Origin of the sequence: Nocardioides ochotonae, assembly GCF_011420305.2 — a bacterium.
GTDB classification, from domain to species: Bacteria; Actinomycetota; Actinomycetes; order Propionibacteriales; family Nocardioidaceae; genus Nocardioides; species Nocardioides ochotonae.
Map to the genome: position 1 here is coordinate 507395 of NZ_CP061769.1, position 16413 is coordinate 523807.

Below are 16413 nucleotides of genomic sequence, written 5' to 3' on the forward strand. Positions count from 1 at the left end.
GGGCGCCTCGTACAGTCTGTGTTGAAACCAGAGACCGCCGGTTGTCGTGGCGCACCAGCGCTGCGGCCGAAGGCTCCGCGAGAGCGGACGACCAGCGCAGGTGTTGAAGAGCAAGACCCGGGCCTCGGCCCGCAGTCCACGCCCTGAGCACCTGTGCTCGGGGCGTTCGTCTTTCTCCGGGATTGGGCGGTGGTCTCGCCAGTCCGGAAGGAGACCCATGGCGCGGGCAGACAAGCAGGCAGCCGTCGCGGACATCGTTGAGTCGTTCAACGGTTCCGCCGGTGCTGTGCTGACCGAGTACCGCGGTCTCACCGTGAAGCAGCTGCAGGACCTGCGGCGCTCCCTCGGCGAGAACGCCAACTACGCCGTGGTCAAGAACACGCTGGCCAAGATCGCCGCCAACGAGGTGGGCATCTCCGGCTTCGACGACCTGCTGACCGGTCCGACCGCCATCGCCTTCATCAACGGCGACGTGGTCGAGGCGGCCAAGGGTCTGCGTGACTTTGCCAAGGCCAACCCCACCCTGGTCATCAAGGGTGGCGTCCTGGACGGCAACATCCTCGACGCGAAGGAGATCGCCAAGCTGGCCGATCTCGAGTCGCGCGAGGTCCTGTTGGGCAAGCTGGCCGGCGCGATGCTCGCGTCGCTCAGCCAGGCCGTCTACCTGCTCAACGCTCCGCTCTCGCAGGCTGCCCGGCTCGCCGGCGCCCTGCAGGCGAAGCTCGAAGAGTCTGGGCAGGACTCCGCTGAAATCCTCGCAGGTGGTGCCGGTGCGCCGGCCGCCGCCGAGGGCGACACCGCCGAGGCCTGAGCACCCGCTCAGATCACGGCAGCACACCACCTGAAACCCCGGCCGGCCCGCACTGCGGAACCGGCCACCGAATGGAAGGAACCGCCACCATGGCGAAGCTCACCACCGTCGAGCTCCTCGACGCGTTCAAGGAGATGACCCTCATCGAGCTCTCCGAGTTCGTGAAGGAGTTCGAGGAGACCTTCGGCGTCACCGCCGCTGCCCCCGTTGCCGTTGCTGCCGCCCCGGCCGCCGGTGGCGCTGGTGGTGCCGAGGAGGCTGCTGCTCAGGACGAGTTCGACGTCATCCTCGAGTCGGCCGGCGAGAAGAAGATCAACGTCATCAAGGAGGTGCGCGCCCTCACCTCCCTCGGTCTGAAGGAGGCGAAGGAGCTCGTCGAGGCCGCCCCGAAGGCGATCCTGGAGAAGGTTGCCAAGGACGCTGCGGAGAAGGCCAAGGCTGCCCTCGAGGGCGCCGGCGCCACCGTCACCCTCAAGTGACACCTCGCCACCGGGCGCTTGCGCCCGGTGGCACCTGCACCACCGCCGAAGGGCGGCCACCTCCGGGTGGCCGCCCTTCGCCGCATTTCCGGGGCCTGCGTGTGGCGCCGGCGCGCCCGTGGGTAGACGGCAGCGCGGTAGGGGCGGCGGCGACCGCTGGGGGAGAGCGTGGGGCCCAGGAGATCGGGCACGGCCGTGCGTAACCTCGCGCCGGTCCCCGCGTTGTCACCGACGAGTGGGGCGTGCGTCCCACTCGCGGGAGCGGGTTCCGGCCAACGGGAGTGGCCGGGACGAGAGGGAGTCGCGTCATGGGTGTGGAGATCGCGGTCGAGGGACTCACCAAGTCCTTCGGCAAGCAGCTGATCTGGGGGGACGTCTCGCTCACCGTGCCTGCCGGGGAGATCTGCGTGATGCTCGGCCCCTCCGGCACCGGCAAGTCGGTCTTCCTCAAGACACTGATCGGACTGATCAAGCCCGACCGCGGCTCGATCCTCATCGAGGGCACCGACATCGCCTCCTGCTCGGAGAAGGACCTCTACGAGATCCGCAAGCTCTTCGGCGTGCTGTTCCAGGACGGCGCGATGTTCGGCTCGATGAACCTCTACGACAACGTCGCGTTCCCGCTGCGCGAGCACACCCGGCTGAGCGAGTCCCAGGTCCGCGACGTGGTCATGGAGAAGATGGACCTCGTCGGCCTGGTCGGTTCGGAGGACAAGTTGCCCGGCGAGATCTCCGGCGGCATGCGCAAGCGCGCCGGGCTGGCCCGTGCCCTCGTGCTCGACCCCGAGATCGTGCTCTTCGACGAGCCCGACTCGGGTCTCGACCCGGTCCGTACGGCGTTCCTCAACCAGCTCATCGTCGACCTCAACGCCCAGATCGACGCGACGTTCCTCATCGTCACCCACGACATCAACACCGCGCGCACCGTGCCCGACAACATCGGGCTGCTCTACCACCGCCACCTCGCGATGTTCGGGCCCCGCGAGATGCTGCTCAGCTCCGAGGAGCCGGTGGTGCGCCAGTTCCTGAACGCCCAGCGGGTCGGGCCGATCGGCATGTCGGAGGAGAAGGACGCCGACGAGCTCGCCGCGGAGAAGGACCAGGAGCTCCCGGCGCTGCCGCCGATCCCGCTGCAGCTCGAGCCGTCCAACGGCATCCCGCGCCGCTCCCAGCGCGAGCCCGGCGCCTGGTGCCGCGAGCACGGCATCGTCGCGCCCCCCGGCTCCTTCGACGGGGCCATGTCCATGGTCACCGGCGGCTGAGGGACGACGTTGGCCTCCCTCACCTCGTCCCGCGTGCTGCGCCCGATCGGGACCGCCGGCAAGCTCTTCGCCTTTGCGCTCGACGTCGGTCGTGCGCTGTTCCAGCGGCCCTTCCAGCTGCGCGAGTTCATCCAGCAGGCCTGGTTCATCGCCTCCGTCACGATCATCCCGACCGCGCTGGTCGCCATCCCCTTCGGTGCGGTCATCGCGCTCCAGGTCGGCGGGCTGATCAAGCAGTTCGGCGCCCAGTCCTTCACCGGCTCGGCCTCGGTGCTGGCGGTGATCCAGCAGGCGGCGCCGATCGGCACCGCGCTGCTCATCGCCGGCGCGGGCGGCTCCGCGATCGCCGCCGACCTCGGCGCGCGCAAGATCCGCGAGGAGCTCGACGCGATGATGGTGCTCGGGATCGACCCGATCCAGCGGCTCGTCGTGCCGCGGGTGCTGGCCTGCATGCTGATCGCCGTCTTCCTCAACGGCATGGTGAGCGTCGTCGGCGTGGCCGGGGGCTACGTCTTCAACGTGGTGCTCCAGGACGGCACGCCCGGTGCCTACGTCGCCAGCTTCACCGCGCTCGCCCAGCTGCCGGACCTCTGGATCGGCCTGCTCAAGGCGCTCGTCTTCGGCCTGATCGCCGCGATCGTCGCCTGCTACAAGGGCATGAACGCCGCGGGCGGCCCCAAGGGCGTCGGCGACGCGGTCAACGAGTCGGTGGTCATCACCTTCATGCTCCTGTTCATCACCAACTTCGTCCTCAGCACGATCTACCTCCAGATCGTTCCGCCGAAGACGGGCTGAGCGACGACATGGCCAACCTCCGCAGCGTCTACCAGCGCCCGCTCGGCTCCCTGGACTCCCTGGGCACCCAGCTCGCGTTCTACCTGCGCGTGCTGCGTGCGATGCCCCGCTCGCTGGTGCGCTACCCCCGCGAGATCATGCGCATCCTCGCCGAGGTCACCCTCGGGTCCGGCGCGCTGGCCGTCATCGGCGGCACCGTCGGCGTCATCCTCGGCATGACGTTCTTCACCGGCGCGCAGGTCGGCCTGTCCGGCTACGCCTCGCTCAACCAGCTCGGCACCGCGGCGTTCTCCGGCTTCATCTCCGCCTACTTCAACACCCGCGAGATCGCCCCGCTGGTCGCCGGGATCGCGCTGGCGGCCACGGTCGGGTGCGGCTTCACCGCACAGCTGGGGGCGATGCGGATCTCCGAGGAGGTCGACGCGCTCGAGGTGATGGCGATCCCCTCGATGCCGTTCCTCGTCGCCACCCGGGTGATCGGCGGGATGATCGCGATCGTCCCGCTCTACGTCGTGGGGCTGCTGTCGTCCTACGTCGCCAGCCGCACCGTCGTCACGCAGTTCTACGGACAGTCCACCGGCACCTACGACCACTACTTCAACACGTTCCTGCCACCCGAGGACGTGCTCTGGTCCTTCGGCAAGGTGCTGGTCTTCGCCGTGGTCGTGATCATGATCCACTGCTACCACGGCTACCACGCCTCGGGCGGTCCCGCCGGTGTGGGCGTCGCGGTCGGTCGGGCGGTGCGCACCAGCATCGTGGCGATCAACGTCATCGACCTGATGCTCTCGATGGCCATCTGGGGCACCGGCACGACCGTGCGGTTGGCGGGGTAGCGCGATGATCCTGCGTCGGACCAAGCTGCTGGGCGTCGTCTTCCTGGCCCTGCTCCTCCTCGCCGGCTACCTGACCTACGCGATCTTCACCAAGAAGTTCGCCGAGTACGACGAGGTCACGCTGCGCACCTCCAGCATCGGCCTGCAGCTCCCGCAGCGCGCCGACGTCAAGATCCGCGGCGTGATCGTGGGCGAGGTGCTCGAGACCCGGGCGGACGCGGACGGCGCCGAGCTCACCCTCGGCATCCACCCCGGCGAGCGCGAGACGATCCCGGCCAACGTCACCGGGTCGATCGTCCCGAAGACGCTGTTCGGCGAGAAGTACGTCTCCCTCGAGGTCCCTCCGCGTCCCGCCTCCGAGCCGATCGCCCCGGCCGCGGTCATCGAGCGCACCGAGGTGGCCACCGAGGTCGAGGAGGTCCTCTCCGACCTCTACCCGCTGCTGCGCACGGTGCAGCCGGCGAAGCTGAACGCCACCCTCAACGCGCTGGCGACCGCGCTGGAAGGGCGTGGCGACCAGGTGGGCGCCAGCCTGGAGACCCTCGACGGGTACCTCACCCGGCTCAACCCGCAGATCCCCGCCCTGATCGAGGACCTGCGCCTGACCGCCGAGGTCTCCGACGTCTACACCGACGTCCTGCCGCAGGTGGCGCAGATCCTGGAGGACACCATCACCACCACCGGCACGCTCGAGGACCGCGAGACCGAGCTCGCCCGGCTGTTCACGGAGGTCACGGCGTTCTCCGGCACCGCCCGCACGTTCCTGGAGGACAACGGCGACAACCTGATCCGGCTCGGCGACGTCGGCAAGGACGTCGTGGGGCTGCTCGCCAAGTACGCCCCCGGCTTCCCGTGCCTGATCAACGGCATCGTCGGCGCGGGCGAGCGCCAGGCCGAGGCGTTCCGCGGCTACACCCTGCACATCGTGCTGGAGCTGCTGCCCAACCAGCCGCGGGCCTACACCGCCGAGGACGCCCCGCGGTTCGGGGAGGACCGGGGCCCGGCCTGCCTGAGCCTGCCGGACTCCGACAACAGCCAGGAGAACCCGCTGCGCAGCCAGCCCGACATGGACGACGGCGTCGACGAGCCGACCGGCAAGGGCACCATGCGGGTCCCGACCGGCTTCGGCGGGGACGGCGTGAGCGGCACGCTCGAGGAGGACGCGCTGCTGCGCGAGCTGCTCGGCACCACCACCGGCACCGCCGCCGAGGACGTCGACGACCTCGGGGTGCTGCTGCTCGCCCCGATGGCGCGCGGCGCGGAGGTGACGCTGCGATGAAGCTGCTGGACCGCCGTACGAGCGGCGACCTGGCCAAGCTGGCCGTCTTCATGGTCGTCACCGCCCTGGCCACCTCGGTGCTGATCGTGATGGTCGGCAACCTCTCCTTCGCCGACACCCGCGAGTACCGCGCCGTCTTCTCCGACGTCACCGGCGTCAACAAGGGCGACGACGTCCGCATCGCGGGGGTGAAGGTCGGCACCGTCGAGGACGTGGAGGTCGTCGACCGCTCGCGGGCCCGCGTCACGTTCACGGTGGCGAAGGACGCCGTCGTCAGCGGGTCGACCCACGCCACGGTGCGCTACCGCAACCTCGTCGGGCAGCGTTACCTCGCCCTGCACGACCGGGTCGGGGACACCACGCCTCTGGAGGAGGGCGACACGATCCCGATCGAGCGCACCAGCCCGGCGCTGGACCTGACGGTGCTCTTCAACGGGTTCAAGCCGCTCTTCGAGGCGCTCTCGCCCTCCGACGTGAACACCCTGTCCTACGAGATCGTGCAGGTCTTCCAGGGCGAGGGCGGCACCCTCGAGAGCCTCCTGGGCCACACCGCCTCGGTCACCAGCACGCTCGCGGAGCGCGACGACGTGATCACCTCGCTGATCACCAACCTCAACCAGGTGCTCGACCACCTCGGGGACCGCGACGAGGAGCTCTCCCGGCTCATCATCAACTTCCGCACCCTCGTCGGCGGCCTCAAGGACGACCGGCGCGCGATCCTGGACTCCCTGGACCAGATCTCGGCGCTGTCGGTCGAGACCGCCGACCTGGTCACCGGGATCGAGTCCCCGCTGGCCGAGGACATCACCCAGCTGCGCCGACTGACCGGCAACATCACCCGCAACAAGGGCGAGCTCGACCGGGCGCTGCAGGTGCTGCCGATCAAGCTGGAGAAGGTCGGCCGCACGGCGATCTACGGCTCCTGGTTCAACTTCTACCTGTGCCACCTCGAGGGACGGGTCCGCCTCCCCGGCGGCATCGCCCCGCACGTGAACTACGAGGTCGGCTCGGAGAGGTGTGATCTGGGATGAAGCCGTTCCGTGAGCGCAACCCCGTGGTCATCGGCGCGGTGAGCCTCGTCGTCCTCGCCGCTCTCCTGCTCGGCGCGTTCCGTGCCCAGGACCTGCCGCTGATCGGCGGCGGCACCACCTACTACGCCACGTTCTCCGAGTCCGGCGGGCTCAAGCCCGCCGACGAGGTCCGCATCGCCGGGGTCCGGGTCGGCAAGGTCGAGTCCGTGGAGCTGGACGACGCCCACGTCCGGGTTGCCTTCCGCATCGACGAGAGCGCGGAGTTCGGACCCGAGACCCGGGCCTCGATCAGGGTCAAGACGCTGCTCGGGGCGATGTACCTCGCGCTCGAGCCGCAGGGGGAGGGCCAGCTCGACGCCGGCGGGGTGATCCCGGTCGAGCGCACGACCTCGCCGTACGACGTGGTGGAGGCCGTGGAGGGGCTCGCCGAGACCTCCGCGGAGATCGACACCGACCAGCTCGCCGCGTCGCTGACGACGCTGTCGGACCTCACCCGCAACACCCCCGACGAGTTCCGCGCGGCGCTGGCCGGCGTCTCGGCGCTCTCCACCAACATCGCGGACAAGAACGACCAGATCAACGAGCTGCTCGGCAACCTCAAGCGGGTCTCCTCGGTGCTCGACGACCGCGACGAGGACCTGGTGGCGCTGATGCGCGACGCCGACGTGCTGTTCGCCTCGCTGGTCGGGCGCCGCGAGGCGATCCACGACCTGCTGGTCTCCACCACCGAGCTCTCCCGCTCGCTGAGCAGCCTGGTCCGCAGCACCCGCGCCGACCTCAAGCCGGCCCTCGCGCAGCTGGAGGAGGTCGTGACCGTGCTGACCCGCAACGAGGAGAACATCGACAACAGCCTGCGGCTGATGGCGCCCTTCTACCGGGTGTTCGCCAGCACGCTCGGCACCGGCCCGTGGTTCGACACCTACATCCAGAACCTCCCGCCGATCCCGGACCTGGCCAACGGCGGCGGCATCGGGGGTGGTCTGCGATGAGCGTGCTGCGCCGCGTGATCGTGCCGCTCGTGGTCGCGGCCCTGGCCCTGGCCTTCGCGCTGACCGTCCTGGACGGCGGGGAGACCCGCACCCTGACCGCGAAGTTCCCCCGCACGATCTCGATCTACGAGGGCAGCGACGTGCGCGTGCTCGGGGTGCCGATCGGCAAGGTCGACTCGGTCACGCCCACGGGCACCGAGGTCGAGGTGCGCATGCACTACGACGCCGACGTCTCGCTGCCGAAGGACGCCCAGGCGCTGATCGTCGCGCCCTCGGTGGTGGGCGACCGCTACATCCAGATCACCCCCGTCCACGACGGCGGGCCGGTGCTGGAGGACGGCGCGACCCTGGAGGTGGACCGCACCGGCGTCCCGATCGAGCTGGACCAGATCTACTCCAGCATCGACGACCTCACCGTCGCCCTCGGCCCGACGGGTGCCAACTCCGAGGGGGCGCTGAGCGACCTGCTGCAGACCACCGCCGAGAACTTCGGCGGCCAGGGCGCCCAGCTCAACCGCACCATCCGCGACTTCGGCAAGCTCAGCCAGACCCTCGACGACAACAAGGACGAGCTCTTCGGCTCGGCCGCGGAGCTGGAGTCCTTCATCGGCACCCTGGCCCGCAACGACAAGACCGTGCGCCGCTTCAACTCCTCCCTCGGCGAGGTCTCCACGATGCTCGAGGGGGAGCGCGAGGAGCTGGCGGCGGCGCTCGGGAACCTCTCGACCGCGCTCGGCCGGGTCTCGCGGTTCGTGAAGGAGAACCGCGAGAGCCTGGGCCGCAACGTGGCCGGGCTCAGCCGGGTGGCCAAGGTGCTGGTCAAGCAGCGCGACGCCCTCGACGAGGTCCTCCGGGCCGGACCGCTGGCGCTGAACAACCTGTTCCTGGCCTACAACCCGCAGACCGGGACCCTCGACACCAACGCCAACATCGGCAACCTCGCCAACGAGGTCGTCTCCGACCCGGGCCTGCTGCTGTGCAGCTTCGTGGCCCAGGTCGACAAGACCGGCACCCTGTGCGACCTGATCGACTCGATCCTGCCCCGCGCGGGCGCGCTGTCGAAGAAGGGCGCCGCCGCCCCCGGCGCCGCCCGCGAGGAACGCGTCGACCCCAGCTTCGGCGGGCTCGTGGAGGTGACCCGATGACGCGCCTGCTGCGACGCGCCCTGCGCCCGCTGACCGGTGCCGTGCTGGGCGCCCTGCTGCTCACCGGTTGCGACGCCGACATCTACGACCTGCCGCTGCCCGGCGGCACCGACGTCGGCGAGGACCCGATCACGGTGACCGTCATGTTCCGCGACGTGCTCGACCTGGTGCCGAAGTCGACGGTCAAGGTCAACGACGTCAGCGTCGGCCAGGTCAAGGAGGTCGAGCTCGACGGGCAGGCCGCGCGGGTGGTCGTCGAGCTGCGCGGGGACACCGAGCTGCCCGACGACGCCGTCGCGGAGATCCGCCAGACCAGCCTGCTCGGCGAGAAGTTCGTCTCGCTGCGCGCCCCCGAGGGCGGCGGCAGCGACGACCTGCTCGAGTCCGGCGACACGATCGGGCTCGAGCGCTCCGGACGCAACCCGGAGGTGGAGGAGGTCCTCGGCGCGCTCAGCCTGGTGCTGAACGGTGGCGGCATCGCCCAGCTGAGGACCATCGCCCAGGAGCTCAACCTCGCCCTCGAGGGACGCGAGGACGCCGCCCGCTCGGTGCTCACCCAGGTCGATGACTTCGCCGGCGAGCTCGACGACAACAAGGCCGAGATCGTGCGGGCCATCGAGTCCCTGGACCGGCTGGCCCGCGAGGTCCGCTCCCAGCAGGACACCATCGACGCCACCCTGGAGGAGCTGCCCAGCGCGCTGACCTCCATCGACAACCAGCGCGGGGACCTGGTGCGGATGCTCCGGGCACTCGACGACCTCGGCGACGTGGGGGTCGAGGTCATCTCGGCCTCGAAGGAGGACACGATCGCCACGGTGCGCCGGCTGCAGCCGGTGCTCACCCAGCTGGCGAACTCCGGGGACGGCCTGGTCAACGCCTTCCACGTGTTCTTGACCTACCCGTTCGTCGACGACGTGGTCGGGCGCGACCCGCAGGTCGCCCGCAACCTGCACCTCGGCGACTACACCAACCTCTCGGTCCAGCTCGACATCGACCTGAGCCTCGGCCTCGACGGCTCCGGCGTGCCGACCCTGCTGCCCAGTGACGCGGACCCGGTCAACATCGTGAGCAACGTGGTGAAGTGCATCGCCTCGGGCCGCCTGGACAGTCCGGCGTGCGAGGAGGTCCGCTCCAACATCGGCGGCGTCCTGAAGCTGAAGCAGGAGTGCCTGAAGCCGAAGAACGAGAAGACGGTCGTGTGCCGGCTGCTCAACCAGGTGCCGGGCCTGCCCGACACCGGGATCGGCCCGCTGGACGACCTGCTCGGCGCGATCGGCCTGAGCCGCACCGTCACCGGCGACGCCGATGCCGCTGGCCCGCGCCGCAGCGACCTCACCGTGGGAGACCTGCGCGGCGCCTTCGACCCCGGTCTGGTGGACCTGCTGGTCCCGGGGCTGGTCGCCGACGACCTGGCCGGGAAGGGGAACGCCTCGTGATCACCCGTCGTACCCGGATCCAGCTGCTGGTCTTCGTGATCATCACGCTGGTGGGCGTGACCTTCGTCGGTGCCCGCTACGCGCGCCTGGACCGGCTGATCGTCGACGACACCTACACCGTGGTCGCGCACTTCACGACCTCCGGCGGCATCTTCGCCGGCGCCGAGGTGACCTACCGCGGCGTCCAGGTCGGCTCGGTCGACAAGCTCGAGCTGACCGACGACGGCGTCGAGGTGCACCTCTCGGTGGACAAGGACCACCGCGAGATCCCGGCGGACGCGCTGGCCGTGGTCGGCAACCGCTCCGCGGTCGGCGAGCAGTACGTCGAGCTCCAGCCGCAGGTCGACGAGGGCCCCTACCTCACCGAGCAGTCCCGCATCGAGGCCGAGGACACGCGCACCCCGATCGCCACCGAGACACTGCTCGCCGACCTCTCGCGCACGGTCTCCTCGGTGGACCGCAAGGCGCTTCGCACCACCGTCGACGAGCTGGGCCTGGCCTTCGAGGGCACCGGCCGGGACCTGCAGCGCATCATCGACACCGGCACCTCGTTCATCGAGACCGCCGACGAGAACTTCGAGATCACGACCAATCTGATCCGCGACGCCAACACGGTGCTCCAGGGCCAGGCCGACTCCGAGAGCGCGCTGCGCACCTTCGCCCGCGACCTCTCGAGGTTCACCGGGACGCTGGCCGGGGCCGACCGCGACCTGCGCGGGGTGATCGACTCCGGCGCCGTCGCGGCCTCCGAGCTGCGCCGGTTCCTGGAGGACAACCGGGTCGTGCTCGGGGAGCTCATCAACGACGTGCGCACCAGCGGCGAGGTGGTCCGGGCCAACCTCCCGGGGATCGAGCAGCTGCTGGTGGTCTACCCCTACGTCGTCGAGGGCGGGTTCACCGTGGTGTCCAAGTCGCCCGACACCGGCCTGTACGACGCCCACTTCGGGCTGGTGCTGACCACGAAGCAGGCCTGTCGGCAGGGATACGAGAGCACCGATCGGCGCATCCCGCAGGACGGCACCAACCGTCCGATGAACATGGAGGCCGGGTGCACCGAGCCCCCGACCAGCACCAACGCCCGCGGCCCGCAGAACCTCGCGCGGCGTGCGCCGGCGGCGTACGACCCGGCACCCGTCGCGGCGTACGACCCGGAGACCGGCCGCACCGTCTGGGGCGCGCGTGCCGCACGCCTCGACGGCGGCGCCACGGTGGCGCCGGAATCCCTAGGAGAGGAGTCGTGGAAGTGGTTGTTCCTCCAGCCCCTGACCCGGGACTGACGAACGGCGTGAGCCACACGGCGCACGCCCCCTCGGGGCGCCTGCGCACGGTGCTGCTCGCGGCCCTCGTCGTGGTCCTGCTCATCGGTGGCGCGCTCAGTGCGTGGCTGCTGGCCGACCGTCCGGGCGCGCTGCCCGGGCGGGAGAGCGCGAACGACAGCGTGCAGCGCGAGCGGGAGCGGGTGATGGCGCAGGCGCGGCAGTTCATGCTGCGCGGGCAGACCTACGGCCCCGACGCCCTCGACGCCGACGGCACGCTGGGGGAGTACCGCGGCCTCGTCGAGGAGGTCGTCACGCCGAAGTTCATGACCGAGTTCGACCAGACCGTGACGATCGCCGAGCAGCTGGTCTCCCAGCAGGGCGTCACCCGCAGCGCCGAGGTGCTCGGCGTCGGCGTCGAGAGCATCGACGACGACTCCGCGGTCGCGCTGGTGACCGGACAGATCACCTCGACCCTGCGCAACGCGAAGGGCAGGGAGGTCCCGGCCCGCTCGGACCTGTTCCGCGTGGTCGTCGACCTCGTCCAGGTCGACGGCGACTGGCTGGTCGACGACTTCGCGCAGGCATCGGAGGCCGAGCAGTGAGCACCCGGATGAGCACCCCGTCGTGGTACGACCTGCTCGACGTCGACCCGGACGCCAGCACCGCGGAGATCCGCGCCGCCTGGAAGGCCGCGGTCGCCGACCTCGACCCGACCGACCGCCGCTTCCGGGCCTACAGCCAGGCCGCGGAGGTGCTGCTCGACCCCGCCAGGCGTGCGGCGTACGACGCCGAGCGGCGGCCCCATCCTGAGGCGGATCCCGAGCCGGATCCCAGGCAGGATGCAAGTCCGGCGCACCTGCCCGAGGCCGCCGCGGCCCGGGCGCCCGCCCCCCGGACCGTGCCCGGCTGGCTGCTCACGGTCGTCGGTGTGCTGGCGGCGCTGGCCGTCGCCACCGCGGCCTGGCTGTGGTTCGTCGTACCCGCCGACTCCGAGGTCGAGGACGCGACCCGCGCCGCCCGCGCGGCGGCGGAGACCGCGGTCGTGCCGATCCTGTCCTACGACGCCGCGGAGCTCGATGCCTCGCGGGAGGCGGCCACCTCCTACCTCACGTCCGGCTACCGCGAGGAGTACGAGAGGTTCTTCGAGGGCGTGATGGAGAAGAACGCCCCGCGCACCGGCACCGTGGTGGAGACCAGCGTGCTGCGCTCGGGCGTGGTGCGCTCGGGGGAGGACCGCGTGGAGGTCTTCGTGCTGCTCGACCAGGCGACCACCAACGCCCGCCGCGCGCAGCCCTCCACGATCAAGTACTGGGTCACCGTCACCATGGAGCGCCTCGACGGCGAGTGGCTGGTCGCGGGGCTGAAGACCCGCGCCTGAGCGGCGCTAGGATGGCGACACGGAGCGCGATCTGGGGACACTGCTTGACCTTCGCGACCCGGCCCCCCATGATCTTCGTCAGGATCATGCAACAGGTGGCTGCTGGCATTGCCGCGAGCCCATTTGTCAGGTAGTGTAGCGCTTTGCGCCTGCCCTCAAATGCTTGTCTCCTGCCCGGTTGGATGACCTAGTGGTGGGTGGCGCGTCTCACCGTGCGATTCCGTCGAAGGAAACCTGTTGGCCACGCGCAGCACCTCCGGTAACCCCCGCCGCATCTCTTTCAACAAGATCCAGGACCCCATCGAGGTCCCGCAGCTCCTCTCCCTGCAGACCGACAGCTTTGACTGGCTGATCGGCAACGAGCGTCACCAGGCCGCCCTCGAGCGCCGGCGTGCCGAGGGCGAGGACGTGTCGGAGAAGTCCGGCCTGCAGGAGATCTTCGAAGAGATCTCCCCGATCGAGGACTTCTCCGAGACGATGTCGCTCTCGTTCGAGAACCCGGTCTTCTACGACCCCAAGTACACGGTCGCGGAGTGCAAGGAGAAGGACTTCACCTACTCCGCCCCGCTCTACGTCTCGGCGGAGTTCACCAACAACGACACCGGCGAGATCAAGGGCCAGACGGTCTTCATGGGCGACTTCCCGCTCATGAGCGACAAGGGCACCTTCATCATCAACGGCACCGAGCGTGTCGTCGTCAGCCAGCTGGTGCGCAGCCCGGGCGTCTACTTCGAGCGCTCGGTCGACAAGACCTCCGACAAGGACATCTACACCGGCAAGCTCATCCCGAGCCGCGGTGCCTGGCTGGAGTTCGAGATCGACAAGCGCGACCTCGTCGGCGTGCGCCTCGACCGCAAGCGCAAGCAGAACGTCACGGTGCTGCTCAAGGCCCTCGGCTGGACGAACGAGCAGATCCGCGAGGAGTTCGGCCAGTACGAGTCGATGATGCTCACGCTGGAGAAGGACAACACCGAGACCCAGCGCGACGCGCTGCTCGACATCTACCGCAAGCTGCGCCCGGGCGAGCCGCCGACGGAGGAGGCCGCGCAGACGCTGCTGAACAACTACTACTTCAACCCCAAGCGCTACGACCTCGCCAAGGTCGGTCGCTACAAGATCAACAAGAAGCTCGGCCTGCTCGAGGCCTTCGACCAGCAGACGCTGACGATCGACGACATCGTCGCCGCGATCCGCTACATCGTCGCGCTGCACGACGGCCAGAAGCAGCTCGAGACGCCCCAGGGCACCCTCGACATCTCCTCGGACGACATCGACCACTTCGGCAACCGCCGCATGCGCACGGTCGGCGAGCTGATCCAGAACCAGCTGCGCACCGGTCTGGCTCGCATGGAGCGCGTCGTGCGCGAGCGGATGACGACCCAGGACGTCGAGGCGATCACGCCGCAGTCGCTGATCAACATCCGCCCGGTCGTCGCGGCGCTGAAGGAGTTCTTCGGAACCTCCCAGCTCTCGCAGTTCATGGACCAGACCAACCCGATCGCGGGCCTGACGCACAAGCGCCGGCTCTCCGCGCTCGGCCCGGGCGGTCTGTCCCGTGACCGCGCCGGCATGGAGGTCCGTGACGTCCACCCGTCGCACTACGGCCGCATGTGCCCGATCGAGACGCCGGAAGGCCCGAACATCGGCCTGATCGGCTCGCTGGCCTCCTACGGCCGGATCAACCCGTTCGGCTTCGTCGAGACGCCGTACCGCAAGGTCGAGAACGGCCGGGTCACCGACGAGATCAACTACCTGACCGCCGACGACGAGGACCGCTACGTCATCGCGCAGGCCAACGCCGCGATGGACGACGACGGCAACTTCGTCGAGGAGCGCGTCCTGGTCCGCCAGCGCGACGGCGAGGTCTCCGAGATCCTGGCCGACGAGGTCGACTACATGGACGTCTCGCCGCGCCAGATGGTGTCCGTCGCGACCGCCCTGATCCCGTTCCTCGAGCACGACGACGCCAACCGTGCGCTCATGGGCGCCAACATGCAGCGTCAGGCCGTCCCGCTGATCCGGTCCGACAGCCCGCTGGTCGGCACCGGCATGGAGTACCGCGCCGCGGTCGACGCCGGCGACGTGGTCACCGCCACGAAGCCCGGTGTGGTCAAGGAGGTGTCCGCCGACGCCGTCGAGGTGATGAACGACGACGGCACCTACTCCACCTACCGCCTGGCGAAGTTCCGCCGCTCCAACCAGGGCACCTGCATCAACCAGCGTCCGCTGGTCGACGAGGGCGCTCGCCTGGAGGCCGGCAGCCCGATCGCCGACGGTCCGTGCACCGACCACGCCGAGATGGCGCTGGGCACCAACCTCCTCGTGGCCTTCATGCCGTGGCAGGGCCACAACTACGAGGACGCCATCATCCTGAGCCAGCGTCTGGTCCAGGAGGACGTCCTCACCTCGATCCACATCGAGGAGCACGAGGTCGACGCCCGCGACACCAAGCTCGGCCCCGAGGAGATCACCCGGGACATCCCGAACGTCTCCGAGGAGATGCTGGCCGACCTCGACGAGCGCGGCATCATCCGCATCGGCGCCGAGGTCACCACCGGTGACATCCTCGTCGGCAAGGTCACGCCCAAGGGCGAGACCGAGCTGACCCCGGAGGAGCGCCTGCTCCGCGCGATCTTCGGCGAGAAGGCGCGCGAGGTGCGCGACACCTCGATGAAGGTCCCGCACGGCGAGTCCGGCACCGTCATCGGCGTCCGGGTCTTCGACCGCGAGGACGGCGACGAGCTGCCCCCGGGCGTCAACCAGCTGGTCCGCGTCTACGTCGCCCAGAAGCGCAAGATCTCGGTGGGTGACAAGCTCGCCGGTCGTCACGGCAACAAGGGCGTCATCGCCAAGATCCTGCCGATCGAGGACATGCCGTTCATGGAGGACGGCACCCCGGTCGACGTGATCCTGAACCCGCTCGGTGTGCCGCGACGCATGAACATCGGCCAGATCCTCGAGCTCCACCTCGGCTGGCTGGCCAAGCAGGGTTGGGACATCAACCTCTCCGGTGACCCGGAGGACTCGGCCTGGAAGCAGCGCCTGATCAAGATCCAGGCCGACAAGGCCGAGCCGAACACCAAGGTCGCCACCCCGGTGTTCGACGGTGCGCGCGAGGACGAGATCACCGGCCTGCTGGGTGCGACGATCCCGACCCGTGACGGCGACCGCCTGATCGACGAGACCGGCAAGGCGCGGCTGTTCGACGGCCGCTCCGGCGAGCCGTTCCCGGACCCGGTCTCGGTCGGCTACATGTACATCCTCAAGCTGCACCACCTCGTGGACGACAAGATCCACGCGCGCAGCACCGGCCCCTACTCGATGATCACGCAGCAGCCCCTGGGCGGTAAGGCCCAGTTCGGTGGCCAGCGGTTCGGCGAGATGGAGGTCTGGGCGATGGAGGCGTACGGCGCCGCCTACGCCCTGCAGGAGCTGCTCACGATCAAGTCCGACGACGTGCCCGGTCGCGTCAAGGTCTACGAGGCGATCGTCAAGGGCGAGAACATCCCCGACTCGGGCATCCCCGAGTCGTTCAAGGTGCTCGTCAAGGAGATGCAGTCCCTCTGCCTCAATGTGGAGGTGCTCAGCCAGGACGGCTCGCGCATCGAGCTCCGGGACGCGGAGGAGGACGTCTTCCGTGCCGCCGAGGAGCTCGGGATCGACCTGTCTCGCCGCGAGCCCAACAGCGTCGAAGAAGTCTGATCGGCACCCCC

At 69.6% G+C, this 16413-nt stretch carries 14 protein-coding genes; all 14 read left to right on the forward strand.

Annotated features, from left to right (window positions below; genetic code table 11):
* Positions 1-217 precede the first annotated feature (217 nt).
* The 14 genes from rplJ to rpoB all read left to right on the forward strand — a co-directional run bounded on the left by rplJ (position 218) and on the right by rpoB (position 16402).
* Complete coding sequence (rplJ, locus tag HBO46_RS02510; protein WP_166137202.1) at positions 218-811, forward strand: 50S ribosomal protein L10; 594 nt, start codon at positions 218-220, stop codon at positions 809-811.
* An 89-nt stretch (positions 812-900) separates the two neighbouring features.
* Entirely contained in the window at positions 901-1290 is a 390-nt protein-coding gene (gene rplL, locus HBO46_RS02515; protein WP_166137199.1) for a 50S ribosomal protein L7/L12, read from the forward strand.
* 308 nt (positions 1291-1598) lie between these two features.
* Positions 1599-2552 carry an ABC transporter ATP-binding protein gene (locus HBO46_RS02520; protein ID WP_166137196.1) on the forward strand — a complete coding sequence of 318 codons (954 nt, stop codon included), beginning with the start codon at positions 1599-1601 and terminating at the stop codon, positions 2550-2552.
* 9 nt (positions 2553-2561) lie between these two features.
* On the forward strand, positions 2562-3347 hold the full coding sequence (locus tag HBO46_RS02525; RefSeq protein WP_166137193.1) for an MlaE family ABC transporter permease: 786 nt from the start codon (positions 2562-2564) through the stop codon (positions 3345-3347).
* 8 nt (positions 3348-3355) lie between these two features.
* Positions 3356-4183, forward strand: coding sequence for an MlaE family ABC transporter permease (locus tag HBO46_RS02530; protein WP_166137190.1), 828 nt, complete (start codon positions 3356-3358; stop codon positions 4181-4183).
* Between the two features lie 4 nt (positions 4184-4187).
* The gene (locus HBO46_RS02535) at positions 4188-5462 is read left to right on the forward strand and encodes an MCE family protein (RefSeq protein WP_166137187.1); all 1275 of its coding nucleotides are present in this window, start codon (positions 4188-4190) and stop codon (positions 5460-5462) included.
* Positions 5459-6493, forward strand: a complete 1035-nt coding sequence (locus HBO46_RS02540; RefSeq protein WP_166137184.1) for an MCE family protein — start codon at positions 5459-5461, stop codon at positions 6491-6493. The genes HBO46_RS02535 and HBO46_RS02540 overlap by 4 nt, the downstream gene beginning before the upstream one ends.
* Positions 6490-7482, forward strand: a complete 993-nt coding sequence (locus tag HBO46_RS02545; RefSeq protein ID WP_166137182.1) for an MCE family protein — start codon at positions 6490-6492, stop codon at positions 7480-7482. The genes HBO46_RS02540 and HBO46_RS02545 overlap by 4 nt, the downstream gene beginning before the upstream one ends.
* The gene (locus HBO46_RS02550) at positions 7479-8627 is read left to right on the forward strand and encodes an MCE family protein (RefSeq protein ID WP_166137179.1); all 1149 of its coding nucleotides are present in this window, start codon (positions 7479-7481) and stop codon (positions 8625-8627) included. The genes HBO46_RS02545 and HBO46_RS02550 overlap by 4 nt, the downstream gene beginning before the upstream one ends.
* Positions 8624-10063, forward strand: a complete 1440-nt coding sequence (locus HBO46_RS02555; RefSeq protein WP_166137176.1) for an MCE family protein — start codon at positions 8624-8626, stop codon at positions 10061-10063. The genes HBO46_RS02550 and HBO46_RS02555 overlap by 4 nt, the downstream gene beginning before the upstream one ends.
* Positions 10060-11340: an MCE family protein gene (locus HBO46_RS02560; RefSeq protein WP_166137173.1), complete on the forward strand. Its 1281-nt coding sequence runs from the start codon at positions 10060-10062 to the stop codon at positions 11338-11340. The genes HBO46_RS02555 and HBO46_RS02560 overlap by 4 nt, the downstream gene beginning before the upstream one ends.
* Before the next feature lie 8 nt (positions 11341-11348).
* Positions 11349-11924 carry a hypothetical protein gene (locus HBO46_RS02565; RefSeq protein WP_166137170.1) on the forward strand — a complete coding sequence of 192 codons (576 nt, stop codon included), beginning with the start codon at positions 11349-11351 and terminating at the stop codon, positions 11922-11924.
* 8 nt (positions 11925-11932) lie between these two features.
* Complete coding sequence (locus HBO46_RS02570; RefSeq protein WP_166137167.1) at positions 11933-12700, forward strand: J domain-containing protein; 768 nt, start codon at positions 11933-11935, stop codon at positions 12698-12700.
* A gap of 234 nt (positions 12701-12934) precedes the next feature.
* Positions 12935-16402 (forward strand): DNA-directed RNA polymerase subunit beta, encoded by a 3468-nt coding sequence (rpoB, locus tag HBO46_RS02575; protein ID WP_397187309.1) that lies wholly within the window; start codon positions 12935-12937, stop codon positions 16400-16402.
* Positions 16403-16413: the final 11 nt, after the last annotated feature.